This is a genomic window from Roseospira navarrensis (assembly GCF_009601025.1).
In the GTDB taxonomy this organism is placed as follows: domain Bacteria; phylum Pseudomonadota; class Alphaproteobacteria; order Rhodospirillales; family Rhodospirillaceae; genus Rhodospira; species Rhodospira navarrensis.
On sequence record NZ_WIVE01000023.1, the window covers coordinates 35545 to 58145 of the forward strand.

Consider the following 22601-nt stretch of genomic DNA (forward strand, 5'->3'; position numbering starts at 1 on the left):
GGGGCGGGTGGTTGCTGACCGTCGCGACCACCCGAGACAACCCCTCCCCACCCTCCCCAACCCTCCCCAACCCTCCCCATTCCATGGGGAGGGAGTCCGGCAGGCGTGTGGTGGACCGGGAGTCCTCCCCCATTCATGGGGGAGGACGGGAGGGGGTTAGGGCTTGACACGCAATGCCAGAGAGAGTGCCAGGACCGCGCGGAACATCTCGCCGTGCTGAACCCTCCGGTGCCCCGGAAATCCTTGATGACCCAAAAAAGCGGTCCGATGTGCGCTCAGACCTCGGGTCGGTCTTGCCGCGCGCATCAAGCGCGCCCCCGGCCCACCCCCGCGCCGCCCCGGTCCTGAACCGGCGCCCCGCTAGCGAGACTCGGCGCGGGCCTCGGTCATGATGTCGACCTGGTGCGGCAGCAGGAACCGATCAGCGTAGTCCCGCCAGACGCCCGAGCGCAGGAACAGGTCGAACAGGTCGGGGTCGATGTGGTTCTCGTCGCGCATGGTCTGCATGATGGCCAGCGCCTCCGAGACGGTCTTGGGCTTCTTGTAGGGTCGGTCGGCGGCGGTCAGGGCCTCGAACACGTCCGCGATGGCCATGATCCGCGCCGGGATCGACATGGTGCCGGCCTTGAGGCCCCTTGGATAGCCGGTGCCGTCCATCTTTTCGTGATGGCCGCCGGCGTATTCCGGCACCCGCCGCAGATGACGGGGCAGCGGCAGGCTTTCCAGCATGATGATGGTCTGCACGATGTGGTCGTTGACGCGGAACCGCTCCTCTTCGGTCAGCGTGCCGCGCCGGACCGATAGATTGTGCAACTCGCCATAATTGAACTGGACCTCCGGCGCGATCAGCGTGAAGCCGCGCGGATCGTTCTCGCGGATCGGCGGCGTGTTGTTGGGCCAGGGCACGATGTGTTCCGGCTTGTCGTCCAGCAGCCGTTCCTCGGCGGGTAGCGGCCGGCCGGGAATCCCATCGATGCGGTCGGACTCGCCGTGGGACAACCCCAGCCGGTCGTCGAAATGGCGCGTCCACGGACGCGCGCCGATCCGCCGCAGGCGCTCGATGCTCGCGTCGTCGAGGAACTCGCTGCCCACGTTGCAGGCGGCGACGAAAGCGAACTCTTCCAACAGGTCGGCCTGGGTCCGCTCCCGGGTCGCGGCCGCCGCCGCCGGATCGGCCCCGGCCAGCAGCGCGCGGCATTCGGCGATCTCGGCATCCCGCCACAGCACCTCGAAGCGGGTCCGGATCTCGTGAATGCGGTTGTAGATGGTTTCCAGCTTGGTGGCCTTGTCCACCACGTATTCCGGGCTGGTGACCTTGCCGCAGTCGTGCAGCCAGCTTGCGATGTGCAGTTCGTACCACTCGTCCTCGGTCAGGTCGAAATCCCCGAACCGATCGGTATCGGCACAGGCCGCCTCGGTGAGCATCCGGGTGAGTTCCGGAACGCGCGAGCAGTGCCCGCCGGTGTAGGGCGACTTGGCGTCGATGGCGCTGGCGATCACCTCGATGAACGAGTTCAATAGCCGCCGCTGCGCATCCAGCAGCATCTGGTTTTCCAGCGCGATCCCGGCCTGGGCCGAGAGTGATTCGGCGATGGAAATGTCGTCCGAATGGAAGGGGACGGCCTGGCCGGTCTGCGAGTCCCGGGCGTTGATGAGCTTCAGGACACCGATGACATCCCCCCTTCGATTGCGCAGGGGCAGGACCACGACGGACTTGGTGCGATAGCCGTAGGCCGCGTCAAACGCGCGCGTGTTCCGGAACTCGAAGGCCTTGACGTCGTAGGCATCTTCCAGACTGACGACCGCACCCGTCAAAGCGACGTGGCAGGACAGCTTGCCGTGATTGGGCGCGCCGTCCGGATGATGCAACGGCAGCGATGGGAACAGCGATGCGTTGTCGTCGAACCGATCGAGCCGGACGCCCAGACTGTTGATGCTCAGGACGGCGAACTCCAGGCGGTCTTTTTCCTCATCCAGCAGGTGGAGCGTCCCGCCGTCCGCGTGGCAAAGCTCGGTCGCCGCGTTCAGGATGGTTTCCAGAAGCTGTTCGGGATTGCGCTCCGCGCCCATGCGGATGCCGAGGTCGATCAGGCGTGTGCGCACCCGCTCCAGGGCCACCCGGCGCATTTCCATCGCATTGAAGGCGCTCGTGAGCTCGCCGAGTTCGTCATCGGAGGTCTGCGGCACGAACCGGATCTTGCCGGGTCCGAAGGTCATCACCATCGCCCGGTGCAGGCGCTCCAGCGGCGCGAAGATCAGACGTCGGGTCGTGATCTCCACCAGGATGATGAGCGCCAGCAGGCTGACCATGGTGCTGATGAGGTCCGTCACGAAGGCGCGCTGCACGGCCTCGATCACCCGGCGATCATCGAACACGACCTGAAGCGTTCCGATATCGGAGAACGTCCCCCGATGCTTGAACAGGATGGGCACGGCCCGATACAGCGGGTCCGCTGGGTCGAGCCCGTCCACATCGCCAATCGCCGTCCATGTCTCCTGATGGGATCCCAGCACCCGCATGGCCAGCATGTCCGGATGCTGCCCCATGGCGCGGACCAGCAGGTTGACTTGCGCGTCATCGTAGTGCCAGAGCGGACTGGCCAGGACCGGGGCCGCGGTTTTCACCAACGTGTCAAGGCGCTGGCGCAGGTCTTCGTTCGCCTCCTGGTACGTCCGCCACTCCAGCACCGCGAACAGGGACAGGAGGACCAGGAACAGAACGGGGACGATTCTCGCCAGAAGCTTGAACCGGAGAGACCGCCCGCGCCGGCCCGACTCATCCTCGCCGATCGCGCCCGGGTAGGGGTCCTTCGCGGTGTGATCGGTCACGGTCATGAACGGGCCTCGCGTGGGAGGGCTGTGCTGTTGGCGGTCATCATCGTGTTTTCGCGGATCGGAACCGGGCGGTTGACCCGACCCGTTGGTCCATATGCTCCAGGTCGGGAACGCCCGGCGAATCGGCCCACCGTCCTGGTCAGGTATGCGCCGCCGGTATCCCCTCTCCCGAGGCCCGCAGTGGTCGTAAACCGAACCCGTAAACAAAGGCATAAGCAAACCGGACGGACGAACGCGGCGCTTCGCAAGACACCGTGCCGGTCAGATTTCATCCCGTCCGTCTCGCCTGGACCGGCGGGGACCGCGTGCCACGGCATGCTTTGCCGCGGCATCGCAGGGGCGGACAGGGCGGCACGGGCGGTGTTCCAGACCGTCGTCGAACCCCACAAAAACGACCCCGGCCGACGCGCCGACCCGCCGTCATCATCGCGCCAACCCGCGCCGCCAAACACCTGGGACCATGCGCCCATACAATGCCACGAAGCCGGATGAATTCCACCCCAGGGACGCCTGGATGCGGCGGTTTTTGAAGCGACACCTCATCCGTGCCGATGTTTGTCTTGCGAATACTACAATATCGTGCGAGAGGCGGTCGATGGTCCGGCCCTCGACCCGACCGGATCGACCCCCTATCTTTCAGGGACGAGACACCGATGCGGCAGGTCGTCCCGCCATCACGCCGCAGGGTCCTCCGGGCGTCACACCGCTCCTGTCGCCCGGCCCGCAGACACCTCACCGGGACCGGGCCGAATCATATCGGGACCTGGGGATTGGGACCTGAGGAATGCACATCGCGTTGCAAGCCGTCGTGGCCGCCGCTGTTCTGGGCGGCGCCGCCCTCGCCTACCAGACCGCCGGTCCCTCGGGAACGGCTGGCGGCGACGGCCGCCCGTCCGGCATGGGGCGGGCGGCGGCCGGCCCCCGCGTGGTGGTCGAGCCGGTGGTGCTCGCGCCCGAGACCACGCGCCTGGACGCCGTGGGCACCGGCGCCGCGATCCGCTCGGCCACCCTGCATCCGGCGGCGGCGGGCGAGGTCGTGGCCCTGCGCTTCCGGGCCGACCAGCACGTGGCGGCCGGCGACGTCCTGCTGGAGCTGGACGCGCGGCGGGAGCGGCTGGCGCTCGACCTGGCCGAAGCCCGCGTGGACGAAGCCGAGACCCTGCTGAAGCGCTACCAGACGGCGGGACGGGGCGCCGTGCCGGACTCCACCGTGGACGAGGCCCGGACCGCCCTGGAGGCCGCCCGCATCGCCCGGCGCGAAGCCGAGGTGGCCCTTGCCGACCGGACCGTGACCGCGCCCTTCGTCGGGCATGTGGGCCTGTCCGACGTGGACGTGGGCGACCGCGTGACCCCGGACCAACCCATCACCACCCTGGACGACCGCCGCGCCCTGCTGGTGCGCTTCACCCTGCCGGAAACGGTGCTGGGCCGGGTCTCGGTGGACCAGCCGGTGGAAGTCACGCCGTGGGGTCCCGACAAGACGCCCCTGACCGGCCGGCTGGTGGACATCGGCAGCCGCGTGGATCCGGCCACCCGCACGGTTCCCCTGCGCGCCCGGGTCGGCAACGCGGACGACCGCCTGCGGCCGGGCATGAGCTTCGCCGTCGCCCTGGACCTGACCGGGCCCGCCCGCCCCCGCGTGCCGGAAATCGCCGTGCAATGGGGCGCCGAAGGCCCCTTCGTCTGGGTGGTGCGCGGCGGCACGGCGGACCGGGAGCCGGTCCGCATCGTGCAGCGCCAGGAGGGGGTGACCCTGGTCGAAGGCAATCTGGAGGACGGCGAGCCGGTGGTGGTCGAGGGCATCCAGCGCATGCGCCCCGGCATCGCCGTCACCCTGGCCGACCCGCCACGGGCGGCCGCCGCCGCTCCCGGCAGCTAGCGCCGGACGCCCGCCATGACCCCGCCCCCGGACGCTGCCGCCACCCGCGCCGACCTGCCCTCGCTGGCGATCCGCCGCCCGCTGCTGGTGCTGGTGCTCAACCTGCTCATCGCCGTGGCCGGGATCGCCGCCATCCTGGGCGTGGAGGTCCGGGAACTGCCCGACGTGGACCGGCCCATCGTCTCGGTCAACGGCGAGTTCCCCGGCGCCGCGCCGGAGACCATGGACGCCGAGGTGACCTCGGTGGTCGAGGCCGCAGTGGCCCGGGTGTCCGGGCTGCGCGCCCTGCGCTCCTCCAGCGAGGAGGGCAACTTCCGCATCCGCGCCGAGTTCCAACCCGGGGCGGATCTGGAGGCGGCCGCCGCCGACGTCCGGGAGGCCGTCAGCCGGGTGGAGCGCCAGGTGCCGGAGGGCGTGGAGCGCGTCACGGTGGTCAAGGCCGATGCCGACGCGCAGCCGGTCCTGCGGCTCGCCGTGTCCAGCGACATGTTGGGCGAAGCGGCGCTGACCCGCGTGGTCGAAACCGATGTGGTGCCCGCCCTGGTGTCCGTGCCGGGGGTGGCGGACGTGTCCGTCTACGGCGACCGGGCGCGCGAATTGCGCGTGGTGGTCGATCCCCTGCGGCTGGCCGCGCACGGCCTGTCCGTCACCGATGTGGCGGCGGTGCTGCGCACGGCCCCCCTGGATGTGCCCGCCGGCAGCTTCAGGTCCGCCGACATGGACCTGATCGTGCGCGCCGACGCCCGGGTGACGAGTCCCGGCGACATCGAAGCCCTGGTCATCCGGGACGGCGTGCGCGTCGGCAATGTGGCCGAGGTGTGGTTCGGGCCGGAGGAAGCCACCAGCGTCTTCCGGCTCAACGGCCGGCAGGTGATCGGCCTGGGCATCATCCGGCAGGCCCGGTCCAACACCATCGCCATTTCGGACGGGGTGCGGGCGGCGGTGGAGCGGCTGAACGCCCGCATGGACACCGTATCGATCCAGGTGACGTCGGACGACGCGGTGTTCATCAAGGGCTCGGTGCGGGAGGTGCTGACGACCCTCGCCCTGGCCGTGGCCATCGTGGTCCTGACGTTGTGGGTGTTCATGGGCTCGTTCCGGACCACCCTGATCCCGGCCGTCAGCATCCCCATCGCGCTGGTGGGCACGGTCTCGGCCATCTGGCTGCTGGGGTTCTCCATCAACATCCTGACCCTGCTCGCGCTGGTGCTGGCGACCGGGATGATCGTGGACGATTCCATTGTCGTGCTGGAGAACGTGCAGCGCCGCAAGGCCCAGGGGCTGGGCCGGCGCGCCGCCGCCGTGCTGGGCACGCGTCAGGTGTTCTTCGCCGTGGTGGCGACGACGGCCACGCTGGTGTCCGTGTTCGTGCCGATCTCGTTCCTGCCCGGCATGACCGGCCGGCTATTCGAGGAGTTCGGCTACGTCCTCGCCATCGCGGTCGCCATCTCGTCGTTCGTGGCGCTGTCGCTGGTGCCCGCGCTGGCCGCCCGCCTGCCGGACGCCAAACCCGGCCAGGGTCGCCGCCTGCTGGCGCGGCCGGGCCGCGCCTTGGCCCACCTGTACGAGCGCACCCTGGGCTGGGTGCTGGCCGCCCCCCTGCCCGTTCTCGCGCTGGTGGCGGTGTTCGGGGGGCTGGGCTGGGTGCTCTACCAGGACCTGGACCGCCGGTTGATGCCCACCGAAGACCGGGGCGTGCTGTTCATCTCCGCCAGCGGGCCGGACGGAGCCAACCTGTCCTATACCGCCCGGCAGGCGGACCGGATCGAGGCCATCCTGGCCCCGTTCATCGAGTCCGGCGAGATCCGCGACGCCCTGACCATCGTGGGCCGCTGGGACCCGAACAGAGTGTTCGTGATCGCCCCCCTCGCCCCCTGGTCGGAGCGCACCCGCAGCCAGCAGGCCATCATGAGCGACCTGCGGGGGCCGCTGTCCGACCTGACCGGCGTGCGGGCCGGAGTCTTCGGGTCCAACTCGCTGGGCCTGCGCGGCCAGCGCGGCGGTCTGGACGTGGCCCTGATCGGCAACGACTACGGCGACCTGTACGAGGCCGCGAAGGCGCTCGCCGCCGCCATCGAGGATCGGGCCGAGACGCTGTCGGACCCGGACATCTCCTACCAGCCGACCCAGCCCGAACTGTCGATCCGGCTCGACCGACGGGCCGCCTCCGACCTGGGCATCCCCCTCGATGCGCTGGCCGACACCCTGCGCGCCATGATCGACGGCACCACCATCGCCGATCTGAGCCTGAACGACGAGTCGATCCCCATCGTGCTGGAGTCCCGCACGGGGGCCATTAACGACCCGGGCGATCTCGCCAACCTGCATGTGCGCGCCGAGAGCGGCGCCCTGATCCCCCTGTCCGGCCTGATCGACCTGCGGGAAGAGGGCGTGCCGGCCGAGCTGGACCGACGCGGACAGCGCCGCTCCATCGACATGGATGCCGCGATTGCGCCGGGCGTTCCCCTCGCCGATGCGCTGGCCGAGATCCGCGCCCTGGCGGACGACGTGCTGCCCGCCGACGTGGAACTGATTCCCGTGGGCGAGGCGGAGGCGCTGGAGGAGACCGGCCGCGATGTCGCCCTGACCTATGCCCTGGCCCTGCTGGTCGTGTTCCTGGTGCTGTCGGCCCAGTTCGAGAGCGTCGTCTCCGCCCTGGTGGTCATGACCACGGTGCCGTTCGGGCTCGCCGCCGCCGTCATGGCCCTGTCCCTGACCGGCACCTCGCTCAACATCTATTCCCAGATCGGGTTCGTCATGCTCATCGGCCTGATGGCCAAGAACGGCATCCTGCTGGTGGAGTTCGCCGACCAGTTGCGCGACCGGGGCCTGTCGGTGCGCGACGCGGTAACCACGGCGGCGTCGGTGCGGCTGCGGCCCATCGTCATGACCATGGTGTCCACCGTGCTGGGCGGGCTGCCCTTGATCCTGAGCACCGGCCCGGGGGCCGAGGCCCGTAGCGCCATCGGCTGGGTGGTGTTCGGCGGCCTGGGACTGGCGGCGGTCATCACGTTGTACCTGACGCCGCTCGCCTATCTGGGCCTCGCCCGGCTGGTGAAGCCCCGCGCGGCCGAGGGCGCGCGCCTGGAGACCGAGCTGGCCCACGCCGCCACCATCCCCGATCGCGGCGAGGAGGTCCGGCCCGAATGAGACCCACCCCCTGGCTCACCCTGCCCGCCGCCCTGCTGCTGACCGGCTGCCTCGCCACCGTCGGGCCGGACTACGAGGCCCCCGCGCTGGAGACCCCGGCGGCCTACCGGACCCCGCTCGCCCTGCCGGCGGGGGCGGCGGACCATGCCCGCTGGTGGCGCGGCTTCGGCGATCCGGCCCTGAACGCGCTCGTGGCTCGGGCGCTCGCCGGCAACCTGGATATCGCCGCCGCCCGCGCCCGCCTGAAGGAGGCCCGCGCCCAGGTCGGGGCCGAAGACGCCGCCCTGTCTCCCTCGCTGGATGCCAACGCCGGCGCCGGGGCCGACGCCGCGCTGGCCCGCGATCCGTCACGGGACGAAGACACCCTCTCCGGGTCGGCCGACGCCGGGCTGTCCTTCGGCTGGACGCCGGACCTGTTCGGCGGCCAGCGCCGCGCCGTCGAGGCGGCCGAGGCCGAAGCCCGCCGCCGCGCCCTGCTGCGCGACGACCTGCGCCGACAGGTCGCCGCCGACGTGGTGCGCCGCTATCTGGATCTCGCCCGCGACCGGGCCAGCCTGGACCTTGTCACGGCCTCGATGGACCTGCAGGCCCAAACGCTGGGGCTGGTGCGGCGGCGCTACGCCGCCGGGCTCGCCGCCGCCCTGGATGTCAGCCGCGCCGAAGCACAGGTGGCCTCGACCCGGGCGCGGCGCGGCCCGCTGCGGGCCGGCATGGCGGAGGCCACGGCGGCGCTGGGCGTGCTGACGGGCGGCATGCAGACGGTCAACGCGGCGGAAACGGCACCCGCCGCCCTGCCCGCCTTCGCGGGTGGGCCGGACATCGGGCTGCCGCGCGACCTGCTGCGGGCCCGGCCGGACGTGCGGGCGGCCGAGGCGGACCTTGCGCGCGCGACCGCCGCGATCGGGGTGGCGGAGGCCGCGCTCTATCCCCGCCTGTCCCTGCCGGGCACGCTCAGCCTGTCCACGGCCGGGCTCGGGACCGGCGACGTGGTGCGCTCGGTGATCGGCACCCTGGCCGCGAGCCTGGACATTCCGCTGTTCGACGGCGGTGCCCGGCGGGCGGAGATCGCCGCCGCCGAGGCCCGCGCCCAGGAGGCGCTGATCGTCTACCGGGCCACCCTGCTGGATGCGGTGGCGGAGGTGGAAACCGCCCTGGCCGCGCTCGAAGCCGCCCGCGAGCGCGCGGCCGATCTGCGGGCCGCCGCCGCCGCCAGCGAAGCCGCCGTGGCGCAGGCCCGCGACCTGTATGCGCAGGGGCTGGTGGGGTTCCTGGACGTGCTGGATGCCGAACGGACCCTGCTCGACACCCGTCAGGCGCTATTGGATGCCGAAACCGACGTGGCCCGGGCCATCGCCGACCTGTACGCGGCGGCCGGCGCGCCCGTCTCCGAGGGCGGCGACGGCGCGAGCGGCGGCGGGGTGTGATCCTCACGCCGCACGGACGGGGTTGCAGCCCCGTCCGGACCGTTTCTCCATGCGAAAGGGATGAACGGGGTCCTGGCGGGAGTCCAACGCCCGCCCGGCCTTGTGGCTCGAAGACAGACCCGCCTCACAACGGCGAAGGGGCGCCCCGTCGGGACGCCCCTCGCTTGCATGGCCGGTCGGATGGGTCGGGATCACTCCACCCCGAGTTCGGCCTTGACCGCCGGCAGGCCGGGTTCGCCCTCGACGGTTGTCACGCCGTCCAGCCACGCATCCAGCAGGCCCGGGTTGGCCTTCAGGAACTTGGTGGCGGCGGACCCGGCGGATTCCCCGTGGTCCAGAATGGCGGCCATGAGGATGTTCTCCATCTCGACGGAGAATTCCAGGTTGTTCAGGAAGGACCCCAGATTGGGGCAGTCCTCCGACAGCCCGGCGCGGGTCAGCGTGTACACGGTCGCGCCGCCCTGGTTGGGCCCGAAGTAATCGTCGCCGCCGGTCAGGTAGACCAGATCCATCTTGGTGTTCATCGGGTGCGGCGCCCAGCCCAGGAAGGCGATCCACTCGCCGGACTCGAACGCCCCGGCCGCCTGCAGCAGCATGCCGGCCTCGGAGCTTTCCACCAGATCCCAGTCGCCCAGGCCGAAGGCATCGGCGTCGATCATGTCCTGGATCAGCAGGTTGCCGTCGTTGCCGGACTCGATGCCGTAGATCTTGCCGCCGAACTTGTCCTTGTGGGCGTCCAGGTCGGCCATATCGGTGACCCCCGCATCGGCCGCGTACTGGGGCACCACCAGGGTGTACTTCGCGCCTTGCAGGTTGGCGCGGATCTGCTCGACGCTGCCGTTCTCCAGGCGCTCGGTCACCATGCCGGCCATGGAGGGCATCCAAAGGCCCAGGAACACGTCGATGTCGCCCTGTTCCAGGCCGACGAAGGTGATCGGCACGCTCGTCACGTTCACGTCCGTGCTGTAGCCGAGCGCATCGAGCACCGTCGTCGCCACGCCCGTGGTGGCCTGGATGTCGGTCCAACCCACTTCGGCCAGACTCACGGACCGGCAGGACTCGGACACCTCGGCCAGCGCCGGGGTGGCGGCCATCGCGCCCAGCGCGGCCGCGCCGGCAAGAGTGGTCCTGATGGGGGTCATGGCTGTCTCCCTCTTGGTTCGTCGATGTTTCGTGATGGGCCGGCGTCGCGATGCCGGCCGGTTCTCCCGGCCGGTTACCGTTGCCGGGTCTCCCAGCCCTCGACCAGCGAGACCGGCGCGGCCTGCGGCGGCAGCGGATCCCGGCCCCGGATCACGTCGGCCAGCTTCTCCGCCAGCATGATCGTCGGTGCGTTCAGGTTGCCCGAGACGACGCTGGGCATGATGGAGGCATCGACGACCCGCAAGCCGTCCACGCCGTGCACCCGTCCCTCTGGGGAGACGACCGCCATCGGGTCGCTCTCCGGCCCCATGGCGCAGGTGCAGGAGGGATGATACGCGCTTTCCACAAGATCGCGCACCCACGCATCGATCTCGGCGTCCGTCCGCACATCCGGCCCCGGCGCCAGTTCGCCGTCGTTGAAGGGCGCGAACGCGGACTGGTTCATGATCTCGCGCGTCAGCTTGATGGATTCGCGCATCTCGCGGCGGTCGCGCTCGGTCGAGAAGTAGTTGAACAGCACCCGGGCCTTGTCGCGGGGATCGGCGGAGCGCAGCTTGACCCAGCCCCGGCTTTCCGGCCGCATCGGGCCGATGTGGGCCTGATAGCCGTGGACGGACTGCATGCCGCTGCCGTCATAGGCGGCCGCCACCGGCAGGAAGTGGTATTGCAGGTTCGGGTGTTTCACGCCGGGTTCGGAGCGGATGAAGCCGCCGGCCTCGAAGTGGTTGGTCGCCCCCGGGCCGGTGCCCTTGGTCAGCCACTCCAGGCCGATGGACGCTTGGTTCCAGGGCTTGAGCACGCCGTAGAGCGTCTGTTTGGTCTTGCACTTGTACTGAACATAGACCTCGGGGTGGTCCTGCAGGTTGGCCCCCACACCCTTCAGCGGCGCCACCGCGTCGATGCCGTGGCCGCGCAGGTCGTCGGGATCGCCGATGCCCGACAGCATCAGCAGATGCGGCGAGTTGAAGGCCCCGCCGGACAGGATCACCTCGCGTTCGGCGCGCGGCGCGTGCTCGCCCGACGGTCCCTTGAGCACCACGCCGGTGGCGCGGCCGTTCTCCATCGTGACGCGCCCCACAAGGGTGCGGTCCACGAACGTCAGATTGGGCCGCTTCAGCGCCGGCCGCAGGTAGCCCACGGCGGTCGAGGACCGGCGGCCCTTGCCGACCGTCATGTCCATGGGACCGAAGCCCTCCTGGCTCTCGCCGTTCAGGTCGTCGGTGCGGCGGTAGCCCGCCTGCACGCCGGCCTCGATGAAGGCGTCGTAGAGCGGCGTCCAGCGCGTACCGCGCGTCACTTTCAGCGGGCCGCCCACCCCGTGATAGGGGTTCGGGCCGACCTGCGGGAAGTCCTCGCACGCCTTGAAGTACGGCAGGCAGTGGGCATAGTCCCAGGTCGGATCGCCGGTCTCCTCCGCCCAGCGGTCATAATCCAGGGCGTGGCCCCGGATGTAGACCATGCCGTTCACCGAGCTGGACCCGCCCCACACCTTGCCGCGCGGCTGGTACATGCGGCGGTTGTTCACATGGGGTTCGGGCTCGGTCTTGTACGCCCAGTTGTAGGTGTCGGTCTTCAGCGGCCAGGCGAACGTCGCGGGCATGTGGATGTACAGGCTCCAGTCGCGCTTGCCGGCCTCGATCAGCAGCACGGAGACATCCGGATCCTCGGTCAGGCGGCGGGCCAGCACGCACCCCGCCGAGCCGGCCCCCACGATGATGTAGTCATAGCTGGGTTTCAGGTCGGGCGTTGCCATCAGTAGGGGGCCTCCACGGGTCCGGGTTCCACATAGACGCTCTTGATCCGGGTGACGTGCTCCAGCGCGGCGCGGCCGTTCTCGCGCCCCAGGCCGGACTGCTTGACGCCGCCGAAGGGCATCTCGATCGGGGTGACGTTGTAGGTGTTGATCCATACGACCCCGGCCTCCAGGCGGGCCGCCACGCGGTGGGCGCGGGTCAGGTCGCGGGTCATGACGCCGCCGGCCAGTCCGACCGGCAGGGCGTTGGCGCGGGCCAGGGCCTCGTCCTCCGCGGCGAAGGGCAGCACGGTCATGACCGGGCCGAAGATCTCCTCGCGGCAGAGCGGCAGCGCGTCGTCATGGGCCAGGAACACGGTCGGGCGGACGAACGGCTTGCCGGCCAGCGCCGGATCGGTGGGCGGGCCGCCGCCGGTCAGCAGGGTCGCCCCGTCCGCCACGGCCCGGTCGATGTGGGCCAGCACGGAGGCATGATGGTCCGGCGAGATCAGCGGCCCCATCTGGGTCTCGGGGTCCAGGGGATTGCCCAGCCGGATCGCCTCGGCGCGCGGCAGCAGGCGGGACAGGAAGGCATCCAGCACGTCCCGGTGCACGAACACGCGGGTGCCGTTGGTGCAGATCTGCCCCTGGGTATAGAAGTTGGCCAGGATCGCCGCCGAAACCGCATCGTCCAGGTCCGCGTCCTCGAACACCAGCAGCGGGGACTTGCCGCCCAGTTCCAGGGTCAGCGTCTTCAGGGTGGCGGCGCTGTCGGCCATCACGGCCTTGCCGGTGTTCACCTCGCCGGTGAACGAGATCTTGGCGATGCCGGGGTGCGCGGTCAGCATCCGCCCCACGCGGGCATCGCCCTGGACGATGTTGAACACGCCCGGCGGCACGCCGGCCTCGGCCAGCACCTCGGCCAGGATATAGGCCGACAGGGGCGTCTGTTCGGCCGGCTTGAAGATCATCGCATTGCCGGCGGCGAGAGCGGGCGCGGTCTTCCAGCAGGCGATCTGGAACGGGTAGTTCCAGGCCCCGATGCCGCCCACCACGCCCAGCGGCTCGCGCCGGGTGTAGAACCAGGGGCCGCCCCCAAGCCCCCCGAGATCCTGGGACTCTCCGCCAATGGTGGGCGCCAGCGCGGCGAAATAGGCCAGGCAGTCGGCGCCGGAGTCCACGTCGGCGTCCGGGGTCTCCTGAATGGGCTTGCCGCCGTCCAGGCTTTCCAGGCGGGCGATCTCGTCCCGGCGGGCGCGGATCAGATCGGCCGCGCGGGCCAGAACGGCCCCCCGCGCCGCCCCGGACAGGGCGGCCCAGGCGCGTTGTCCTTCGGCGGCGGCGGCGACCGCCGCGTCCACATCGGCGGCGCTGGCCACCTGGACGCGGGCGATGACCGCGCCGGAGAACGGTTCAAGGGTCTCGAAGGTCTCGCCCGAGGTGGCGTCGCGCAGCGCGCCGCCGATGACCAGCGGGCGGGGATCGGGAAGCGGGTCGGTCATGGCGAAGCCTCGGCCTCCTTGAGAGCGGCATGGAGATAATGGACGGCCAGCGCCCGGGTTTCGGCGGGGTCGATGCCGCCGTGATCGAGCGCGGCGCGGAGCCACAGGCCGTCGATGATCGTGGACAGGCCCAGAGCGATGCGCGTCACGGCCTCGGGATCGTCGGGCAGCAGCGCCCGCAGCGGATACCTTAGATTGCTGTGCAGCCGCGCGCTGTTGATGCGCTGTAGCCGCGCCAGACGCGGGCTGTGATTCAGCCAGCTCCAGAACGCCAGCCAGACGGCGCTGGTGTCGGTCCGGAACTGCTCCGGCCCCAGGTTGGCGTCGATGACCGCGTGCAACCGATCCAGCGGGGTGGCGGCCTCGGCCAGACGGCGCGCGGTCTCCGCCCCCAGGCCGCGCCCGATGTGGCGCATGGTGGCCTCGATCAGCTCCGCCTTGTCGCCGAAGTAGTGCCCGACGATGCCGGCGGTCAGGCCGGCACGGCGCGCGATGCGGGCAAGGCTGGCCGCTTCCGGCCCATCCTCGTGGATCGACTGGATACAGGCGCGGATCAGATCAAGCCGCCGCTGGTCTTTCAGGCTGGGGCGTCCCATGGGCGGGACCCTCCCATTTTTTGTTTGAACAAGCAATCAAAAAATGGGAGCCGATCCGCACCCGCCGTCACACCCGGTCAGGGTCGCCGCGCTCCTCGGCGCGCAGGCGGCCGAGCGCCTCAGCGTAGGCCCGCAGCAGGTCGCGCTCATGAACCACGCCCACCAGCACCATGGAGGACCGATCCCGCACCACCGCCACCTGGGCTTCCTGGACGGAGTCCATCAGGGCCAGGGCCTCTTCAAGGGTTTCCGCCTGGGCCAGCACCGGCGGCCGCGACAGGGCGACGTCCAGCGCGGTGCGTCGGGTCCGCGCCTCGTCATCCATCAGAACGGCCATCGCCTCGGTCAGCGCGATGGTCCCCAGCAGCACGCCCGCGCCGTCCACCACGAACAGCTTTTCCCCGCCGTGGTCCCGGAACGCGGCCGCCACCGCCCACGGCGGCGCGTCGGGCGCGACGGTGGGCGGATCGGCGCGGGCCAGGTCCCGCACCCGCTTTTCCCGCAAAAGCTGGCTGCGGCGGTCGGTGTCCAGGTCGAGGCCCCGGCGCGCGAGTTGCCAATGGAACAGAGAGGTATGCCCGGTCAGCCCGCGCGACAGCGTGGTGGCCACCACCACGGCCATCATCACGGCCACGGTCAGCGCGTAGTTCGCCGTCAACTCGAAGATGATGAGGCAGGTGGAGATGGGCGCGCCCAGGACGGCCGCCGCCACCGCGCCCATCCCCACCACCGCATAGGCGCCGTGCCCCGAGGACAGGCCGACCGGCCCGAGCGCCGTCGCCGCGATGCCGAAGGCGCATCCGACGATGCCGCCAATGGCCAGCGAGGGCGAGAACACGCCGCCGCCGAAACCCCAGCCCAGACAGATCACCGTCGCCACGATCTTCGCGGCCGCGATGGCCACCGCCGCGTCCAGCACCAGATCGCCCGACAGCGCGCGGTTGGTGATCTCGTAGCCGACACCGAGCACCTCCGGGAACTCCAGCGCGATCACCCCCAGGACCAGGCCCGCCAGGGCCGGACGCAGCCACCCCGGAACGCCCGAGCGCCGCGCCGTCAGGTCGGTGACGATCAGCGAGACCATGAACGCCGCCGCCAGCAGGCCGCAGATCACCCCAAGCAGGGCGAACGCCGGGAACTCCAGAAAACTGACCAGCGTCAGGTCGTCCGGCAGCGAGAACGCCGGGGCGGTCCCGAACCACAGCCGCGACACCACCGTGCCGGTCAAGCTGGCGATCACCACGGGCACGAACGCCTGGGCCGCGTAGTGCCCCACGACCACCTCGTGCGCGAACAGCGCGCCGGCGATGGGCGCATTGAACGAAGCCGCCACCGCCGCCGCCGCCCCGCAGCCCAGCAGGGTGCGCGACGCCCCCCGACCGAACCGCGAGATCTGGGCCAGCCAAGCCCCCAGCGTGGCGCCCAGATGCACCGCCGGGCCCTCACGCCCGACGGAGGCGCCGCAGCCGAGCGAGAGCATCGCCCCGACGATGCAGGCGAGCCCGCGCCCCAGCGGCATGCGCCCGCCGCGCAGCACCGACGCCTCGATGACGTGAGAGACCGTCTCCGTCCGGCCGGTCGGCATGGTCCAGTGATGCCACACCCCGACCACCAGACCGCCAACGACCGGCGGCCATAACAGCGCCCACCAGGGCAGCGCCTCGGCCGTGCTGGCCAGCCAGTGCACATCGCTGCCGTAAGTGACCTGATGCATGGCCGCGATGCCCTCGCGGAACAGGATGATCCCGCCGCCGGTCATGACCCCCACGCACAGGGCCAGCAGCGACGTGATGACCACGGCGTTGTTGGCCAGCACACGTGGCCCCATGCGCAGCAGGCGGGCCACGACCAGCCGCGTGATCCGCCCGACGAGACGGTGCACGCGGGGCGCGGACGGAGGGCGGGATCTGGGCATGAAAGGGGGGCGTCCGGGTGGCGGATGGGGCGAGTCAGCCTGTCACCCGGCCACGGCGGGCGTCAACGATGCGCGTGGTCGAGTTCGGCCTGAGAGACCACCTGATTGCGCCCCAGGCGCTTGCCCATGTACAGGGCGCGGTCGGCGCGCTGGACCAGATCGTTGACCGATTCCCCGATGGCGTACTCGGCCACGCCGATCGACAGCGTGATGCGCCCCAGCTCCTTGCCGGAGCGCCGGTTGGTGATGCGCTTGTTGGCGACGGTCATGCGGATCCGCTCGGCCACCGCAACGGCTTCCTGCAGGGGCGTCGCCGGCAGGATGGCCGCGAACTCCTCGCCGCCGTAGCGCGACACGGTGTCTTCCGAACGGACGCAGTTCTGCAGGGTGCGCGCCACCAGCTTCAGGATCTGATCGCCCATCTGGTGGCCGTGGGTGTCGTTGAAGCGCTTGAACAGATCGATGTCGAGCATCATCAGGCACAGATGCTGGGAGTTGCGGACAGCCGCCTCGGTCGCCTCGCGCAGCACCGTATCAAACACCTTGCGGTTGGAAATGCCGGTCAGGCCGTCGGTCCGCGCTTCCGAGCGGACCCGGTCCAGGTCCTGGCGCAGCTTGCTGATTTCCTCCGACGACTGGCTCAATTCCGTGCCCATCTTTTGGTTGAGCCGGATCATCTTCTGCGTCTCGGCCACCACGGTCGCGACGATGCCATGCAGGGTCTCGCCGGTCGCGCCTTCCACCTTGTCGGACAGGCCCTTCAGCGTCTGGCCGTAATGCTCCGTGCCCTTGTTGGCCCGGTTGAACATGGCGATCAACTGTTCAAGCGTGTTCTCGATATGGGTGCCCGCCGCGGCGAGCGCCTTGCGCTCCTCGGTCTGCGAGATGAAGCGGTCGTGCAGGGTCTGGACCAGAACCTGATTGAAATCCGAGCCGAGCGCGATCAGCCGGTCAATCTCCCGGCTCAGATCCGGCATGCGCTGGGAATGGTGCAAATACCACACCAAGAAGTTCTGCGGCGAGGGAACGACACCGTATTGCCGCATGGAGTCCATGGCCTTGCGCGCAGTTTCCTGCGCTTCGCTCATGGTCTCAGAATATTCAATCATATCGCGTCATTAATCCATGTCGCGGGGCAGGCCCGAACCCGAACCCGGCGGCCCTGGCGCGGCATATCCGCCCGAACCACCCGCTGCCGGCCTGCCCACCGCAGGTCAACCAAGGGCGCCCCTCTGCCCTGATCCCACCCCGTTGCGCCCGAGAACAGACGAGGACGCATCAAAGCCGCATGGTTTCCGGTGCGCTCTACAATTACACCATTTCGTCAGGTGGGGAAAAGCATGGATCGATTGGGTTCGGTCGATTTCAATCAACCATATGTATCACACCCAAAGGAACCCGTCTCTTATGTGAGAAGTCATGCGGATGTTTTCAGAATGGGTATCCACATCTCCACGGACGAGCCCTGGTCAGCCCTGTCCGGTCGAGGAGGGCCCTCTACTCACACAGGCCGATGGATCCGTCCCCGCAGACGCGCTCGCCATCGATCCAGGTGGCCCCGGACAGATCGGCGTGCAGCAGGTCGGCCATCTCAAGGTCGGCCCCGGTCAGGTCGGCCCCGCGCAGGATGGCGCGGAAGAACCGCGCGCGCCGGAAATCGGCGTCGCGCAGGATGGCCCCGGAGAGGTCGGCCTTGGTGAAATCGGCCTCGCTCATCTCGGCCCCGGTCAGGTCGGCGCCCTGCATGTCGGCGCTGACGAAGCGGGTGCGGAACCCGTTGGCGTTGGTGAGGTTGGCCCCGGCAAGCCTGGCCCGCTGGAACGAGGTGTCCCGGAGCGTGGCCCCCGACAGGTCGGCCCCGGTCAGGTTGCGCCCATCGTGATAGCAGCGGCGCCATTCCACGCCGGGCTGCGCCACATCGGTACAGGCGGCCCCGGCGGGACCGGCGAACACGGCCAGGGCCGCCAGCACGAGCAGCGGCAGCCCCGAACTCCGGACACTGAGTGACAGCATGTCCCTGAAATCTCTGATGCACATGATGCGGATACCGTAGAACCAAACGAGCCACGACGGAAGGGGCTGTACGCGCCGCCCGCCCGGGCGGTTCACCGGGATCGCGGCGCCCCCACACGGCGGCCGACCTCGGGCGGACGCGGCAGGGCCGCATGCGCCGCCTCCAGCGCCTTGATCCGCGCCAGGCCGTCGTCCGGCCAGGGCACCACCCGCCGGCTCGACAGGTCCACGTGCAACAGCAGGACCTCGTTGGTGGCCGCCTGCTCGCCGCTCGGATCGTGCAGCAGACGGTGGAACAGGCGCAGCTTGCGCGCGCCGCCCTCCAGCAGCAGGCTCTCCACGCGCATGGCGTCGCCGGCGATCAGTTCGCGGTCGTAGCTCAAATGGGCCTCGACGGCGAAGATGGACCCACCCGTCCGCTCCCGGTAGGCCCGCCCCAGGTCCAGCCAGTCCATGACCGCATCGGTGGCGTGGTCACAGACCAGGCTGTAGTAGGCGAGGTTCATGTGCCCGTTGTAGTCCAGCCACTCGGGCCGCACCGCCTCGGCATGCAGGCTCAGGGGTTGCGGAGACGCCATCAATCCATGCCCCTCGATCCGGCCGGACCGACCCCGCCCGCGCCCCGCCGGGCCCCGGGGCGGCAGCCCGGTTTTCGTTGTTCCGCCGTGCCCTCCGTTCTACAGTGATGTCAGAAAGTCGTCATCATCAAAGCGGTTCGATGCGACGACGCCAGCCCCGAGCACGGACTCGGACCAGACGGGACACGGTGTGCCCCGAGGACACGCGGGAGGGCCCCCATGACTGCGATCCCCCAAGCCGAACAGATCATGCTTGAAGCCGAACGGCATGTGATGCGGGCGGAATTCCAACAGGCTTTGGAGGGGTTCGGTCGGGCCAGGGTCTTCTTTCACAAGGCGGGCGACCGCGATGGCGAGGCCACGGCGATGGTCCGCCTCGGCGAACTGGAACTGGCGCAGGGCCACACCGCCCGCGCCCGCGATGCCCTGCTGGAGGCGCTGGCCCTGTTCACGGACGACGCCGACGACAGCGATCGGGCCGCCGCCGAGGTCATGGCGTCCGAGGCCTTCCACCTGGAGGGCAACACCCGCCGGGCCCGCAAGCATGCGGACGCCGCGCTGGAGCGGGCGCAGGGCGCCGGCAACCTGTGCGCGGAGGGCCGCGCCTACATGCAGATCGGGCGCCTGGACCTGGATGAGCGCCGCAGCGACCGCGCGCTGGAAAGCCTGGGCCACGCCCGCCGCCTCTACGCCGAGGCCGGTCGGGGTCTTCACGAAGCCACGGCGCTGTCCGCGATGGCCGAGGTGCTGCGCGAGACGGGACGCCTGGATGCGGCGCACGATGCCCTGGAACGGGCGGCGGACCTGTACGCCATGAACGGCGACCATCTGGACGAAGCCACGACGCGCATGACCATCGGCCGCGTGCTGGCCGCCATGGGGGCGCTGGAGGACGCGCGGCAGGCGTTCACCCTGTCCGCGCGCCTGAGCGGGGAATGCGGCCATCTCGCCGGCGAGGCCGAAGCCCTGCTGGAGGCCGGCCGGCTGGAGGCGCGGGCCGCGCCCAAGCGGGCGCTCAAGCTGCTGCAGCACGCCGCCCAGTTGTTCGGGCACGCCGGCCTGGAAACCCGCCGCGAACAGGCGGAGCGGGAAGCCGCAATGCTGCGGGCGTGATCCGACGCCCTCTCTTTCATCGTGTGCGAGCAGGGCGGCGACCGGGATGGGTCAGCGCCCCATGCGGGCCAGCATGGCCTCGACGGCGGCCGTGTGCTCCGGCTCGTTGTGGCATTGGCCCTGGAAGCAGGCGCACAGGTCCAGGAAGTCCGGCAGCTCCATCCGCCGCGCGGTTTTGAGCAGTCGCTTGGTCAGCCGCAGGGCCTTGGGCGGCTGGGCCGCGATCCGGTCGGCCAGCGCGGACACCCGGTCAGGCAGTTCCTCCGGCGTGGTTACCTCCAGCACGAGACCCAGGGACAGCGCCTCGTCGGCGTCGATGACACGCCCGGTCAGGGTCAGTTCGGCCGCCCGCTGGTAGCCCACCAGCCGCTGCAGCAGCCACGCGCCGCCGTCCCCGGGGATGATCCCCAGGGTCAGGAAGGTTTCGCCGAAGCGGGCGCGGGTGGATGCGATGCGGATATCCGCCATGCACGCCAGGTCGAACCCGGCGCCGATGGCCGGCCCGTCGATGGCCGCGATCAGCGGCACCTCAAGCCGCTCCAGCGCCAACGGAATGCGCTGAATGCCGCGCCGGTACTTGTCGGCCACGGTGGCCACGTCGCCGCCGAAGTCGCCGGCGCGGTCCGCCATGTCCTTGATGTTGCCGCCGGCGGAGAACGCCTTGCCCGCCCCAGTCAGGACCAGGACGGACACGTCCTCGGCGCGGTTGGCCCAGTCCGCCACGGCGCAGATGTCGTCGATCAGCGCCGTGCCGGTCAGTGCGTTGCGCACGTCGTCCCGGTCCAGGGTCAGGCTGGCCACCCGGCCGGCCACCTCCAGCCGGGCGTCCGTCAGGGTCGGCCGGTCAGGCATCGCGAAGCCCTCCCCCGAGCCTAGGCCGCGTTGGTGCCGCCGACGGTGAGCTGGTCCAGCAGCAATGTGGGCTGGCCCACGCCGACCGGCACGCCCTGGCCGTCCTTGCCGCAGGTGCCGATGCCGGGATCCAGCGCCAGATCGTTGCCGATCATGGAGACCCGGGTCAGCGCTTCCGGTCCGTGGCCGATCAGGGTCGCGCCCTTGACGGCAGGACCCACCTTGCCGTCCTCGATCAGATACGCCTCGGAGGCGGAGAACACGAACTTGCCCGAGGTGATGTCCACCTGCCCGCCGCCGAAGTTGACGGCATACAGGCCCTTCTTGACGGAGCGGATGATCTCCTCCGGGTCCTTGTCGCCGGCCTCCATGGTCGTGTTGGTCATGCGCGGCAGCACCGGGTGGGCATGGGATTCCCGCCGCCCGTTGCCGGTGGGCGCGACCCCCATCAGGCGCGCGTTCATGCGGTCCTGCATGTAGCCCTTGAGGATGCCGTCCTCGATCAGCACCGTGCGCCCGCTGGGCGTGCCCTCGTCATCCACCGACAGCGAGCCGCGCCGATCCGGCAAGGTGCCGTCGTCCACCACGGTCACGCCGGGGGCCGCCACCCGCTCGCCCAACCGGCCGCAGAAGGCCGAGGTCTTCTTGCGGTTGAAGTCGCCTTCCAGACCGTGGCCGACGGCCTCGTGCAGCATGACGCCGGGCCAGCCCGCCCCCAGCACAACGGGCATGGTGCCGGCGGGGGCGTCGATGCTCTCCAGGTTGACCAGGGCCTGCCGCAGGGCCTCGTCCACGGCCGCCTGCCAGCGCTCCTCGGTGACGAAGGAGTCGTAGCCCATGCGCCCGCCGCACCCGTAGCTGCCGCTTTCCATGCGCTCGCCCTGCTTGGTGACCACGGCCACATTCATGCGCACCAGGGGGCGGATGTCCGCCACCGCCTCGCCGCCGGGGCGCAGGATGTAGACCGCCTGCCACGAGGCCGTCAGGCTCGCCATCACCTGGGCGATGCGGGGATCCTTGGCGCGGGCATAGGCATCGATGGCCGACAGGATCGCCACCTTGCGGTCCATGCCCAGGCCGTCGATGGGGTTGTCATCGGTGTACAGGTGGCGGTTCGTCCGCTGCGGCGGCAGCGCCAGCGTGCCGCCCGCGCCCGTGCGGACCGCCTTCACGGTCTCCGCCGCGCGCGCGATCGCCTCATCGTCCAGCAGCGTGGCATGGGCGAAGCCGACCGTCTCGCCCTGTTCGGCGTGCAGGCCGAAGCCCTGAGCGGTGTCGAAGGTGGCGCTGCGGATGCGGCCGTCGTCGAGGGCGTAGCTCTCCGACTGGCGGTATTCCAGGAACAGCGCCCCGTCATCGCAGCCGGACAGGGCGTCGTCCACCAGCCGGCCGACCCGCGCGCGATCAAGGCCGGCGCGGTCGAAGAACAGGGCATCCACCTGGGCGTCATGGGGCATGGGGGTCTTACTCCTGGGATCGGATCAATGGGCTCCTGGGTAACAGATCCGGCCGCCGCGCGTAAGATCAAGCCCCCGCCGCGCAAACCCGCCCGACAGCCCGGAACAGCGCGGCTTACGCCCGCACAGACGCGCTTGACAGCAGCCACAAGCCCCCCTTATAAAGCCGGTCCTCCCGGGGCGGAGTAGCTCAGTTGGTTAGAGCAGCGGAATCATAATCCGCGTGTCGGGGGTTCAAGTCCCTCCTCCGCTACCATAGGCATAAAGGCCGTACGGTCAGGGTGCCCCGAGGACGGGCGAACTGGGTCGTGCGGTCTTTTTCGTTGGCTCAAATAGCGTTCGCTATGCATTCCCGGATTTGGTATCATGAAGGATACCGAACGCGGGAGGCGGGCATGGATCGGGACACGTT

The 22601-nt window shown here is 70.2% G+C and carries 15 protein-coding genes and 1 tRNA gene; 5 read left to right on the forward strand and 11 right to left on the reverse strand.

The window, feature by feature from the left end:
* Positions 1-360: 360 nt before the first annotated feature.
* Entirely contained in the window at positions 361-2835 is a 2475-nt protein-coding gene (locus GHC57_RS08985; RefSeq protein ID WP_246152225.1) for an HD domain-containing phosphohydrolase, read from the reverse strand.
* A gap of 784 nt (positions 2836-3619) precedes the next feature.
* On the opposite strand from GHC57_RS08985, the gene GHC57_RS08990 reads away from it, so the two are divergent.
* From GHC57_RS08990 to GHC57_RS09000, 3 genes are read left to right on the forward strand one after another with little or no spacing between them, the layout of a single operon-like run.
* Positions 3620-4714, forward strand: a complete 1095-nt coding sequence (locus tag GHC57_RS08990) for an efflux RND transporter periplasmic adaptor subunit (protein ID WP_153343342.1) — start codon at positions 3620-3622, stop codon at positions 4712-4714.
* Positions 4715-4729: 15 nt separating this feature from the next.
* Positions 4730-7864, forward strand: coding sequence for an efflux RND transporter permease subunit (locus GHC57_RS08995; RefSeq protein ID WP_153343344.1), 3135 nt, complete (start codon positions 4730-4732; stop codon positions 7862-7864).
* Entirely contained in the window at positions 7861-9288 is a 1428-nt protein-coding gene (locus tag GHC57_RS09000) for an efflux transporter outer membrane subunit (RefSeq protein WP_153343345.1), read from the forward strand. The genes GHC57_RS08995 and GHC57_RS09000 overlap by 4 nt, the downstream gene beginning before the upstream one ends.
* A 191-nt stretch (positions 9289-9479) precedes the next feature.
* Here the strand turns inward: GHC57_RS09000 and choX are convergent, their stop codons facing one another.
* From choX to GHC57_RS09040, 8 genes are all read right to left on the reverse strand, one after another.
* Positions 9480-10430 (reverse strand): choline ABC transporter substrate-binding protein, encoded by a 951-nt coding sequence (gene choX / locus GHC57_RS09005; RefSeq protein WP_153343347.1) that lies wholly within the window; start codon positions 10428-10430, stop codon positions 9480-9482.
* A 74-nt stretch (positions 10431-10504) separates the two neighbouring features.
* Complete coding sequence (betA, locus tag GHC57_RS09010; protein ID WP_153343349.1) at positions 10505-12184, reverse strand: choline dehydrogenase; 1680 nt, start codon at positions 12182-12184, stop codon at positions 10505-10507.
* A complete protein-coding gene (gene betB / locus GHC57_RS09015) occupies positions 12184-13665 on the reverse strand; it encodes a betaine-aldehyde dehydrogenase (protein WP_153343351.1) in 1482 nt (493 codons plus the stop codon). The genes betA and betB overlap by 1 nt, the downstream gene beginning before the upstream one ends.
* Positions 13662-14261, reverse strand: coding sequence for a choline-binding transcriptional repressor BetI (gene betI / locus GHC57_RS19920; protein WP_153343352.1), 600 nt, complete (start codon positions 14259-14261; stop codon positions 13662-13664). Before betI ends, betB begins: the two co-directional genes overlap by 4 nt.
* 67 nt (positions 14262-14328) lie before the next feature.
* Positions 14329-16176 (reverse strand): chloride channel protein, encoded by a 1848-nt coding sequence (locus GHC57_RS09025; protein ID WP_246152226.1) that lies wholly within the window; start codon positions 16174-16176, stop codon positions 14329-14331.
* A 62-nt stretch (positions 16177-16238) separates the two neighbouring features.
* Entirely contained in the window at positions 16239-17285 is a 1047-nt protein-coding gene (locus GHC57_RS09030; RefSeq protein WP_153343354.1) for a GGDEF domain-containing protein, read from the reverse strand.
* A 388-nt stretch (positions 17286-17673) separates the two neighbouring features.
* The gene (locus GHC57_RS09035; RefSeq protein ID WP_153343356.1) at positions 17674-18189 is read right to left on the reverse strand and encodes a pentapeptide repeat-containing protein; all 516 of its coding nucleotides are present in this window, start codon (positions 18187-18189) and stop codon (positions 17674-17676) included.
* A gap of 92 nt (positions 18190-18281) precedes the next feature.
* Positions 18282-18767, reverse strand: coding sequence for a thioesterase family protein (locus tag GHC57_RS09040; protein ID WP_153343358.1), 486 nt, complete (start codon positions 18765-18767; stop codon positions 18282-18284).
* 219 nt (positions 18768-18986) lie between these two features.
* On the opposite strand from GHC57_RS09040, the gene GHC57_RS09045 reads away from it, so the two are divergent.
* The gene (locus GHC57_RS09045; protein WP_153343360.1) at positions 18987-19880 is read left to right on the forward strand and encodes a tetratricopeptide repeat protein; all 894 of its coding nucleotides are present in this window, start codon (positions 18987-18989) and stop codon (positions 19878-19880) included.
* A 51-nt stretch (positions 19881-19931) separates the two neighbouring features.
* Here GHC57_RS09045 and GHC57_RS09050 read toward each other — a convergent pair whose 3' ends face one another.
* Positions 19932-20732 (reverse strand): enoyl-CoA hydratase-related protein, encoded by an 801-nt coding sequence (locus tag GHC57_RS09050; RefSeq protein ID WP_153343362.1) that lies wholly within the window; start codon positions 20730-20732, stop codon positions 19932-19934.
* A gap of 20 nt (positions 20733-20752) precedes the next feature.
* On the reverse strand, positions 20753-22189 hold the full coding sequence (tldD, locus tag GHC57_RS09055; protein ID WP_153343364.1) for a metalloprotease TldD: 1437 nt from the start codon (positions 22187-22189) through the stop codon (positions 20753-20755).
* A gap of 179 nt (positions 22190-22368) precedes the next feature.
* Here tldD and GHC57_RS09060 point away from each other — a divergent pair.
* Positions 22369-22445: transfer RNA gene (locus GHC57_RS09060), tRNA-Met, on the forward strand.
* Positions 22446-22601 lie beyond the last annotated feature (156 nt).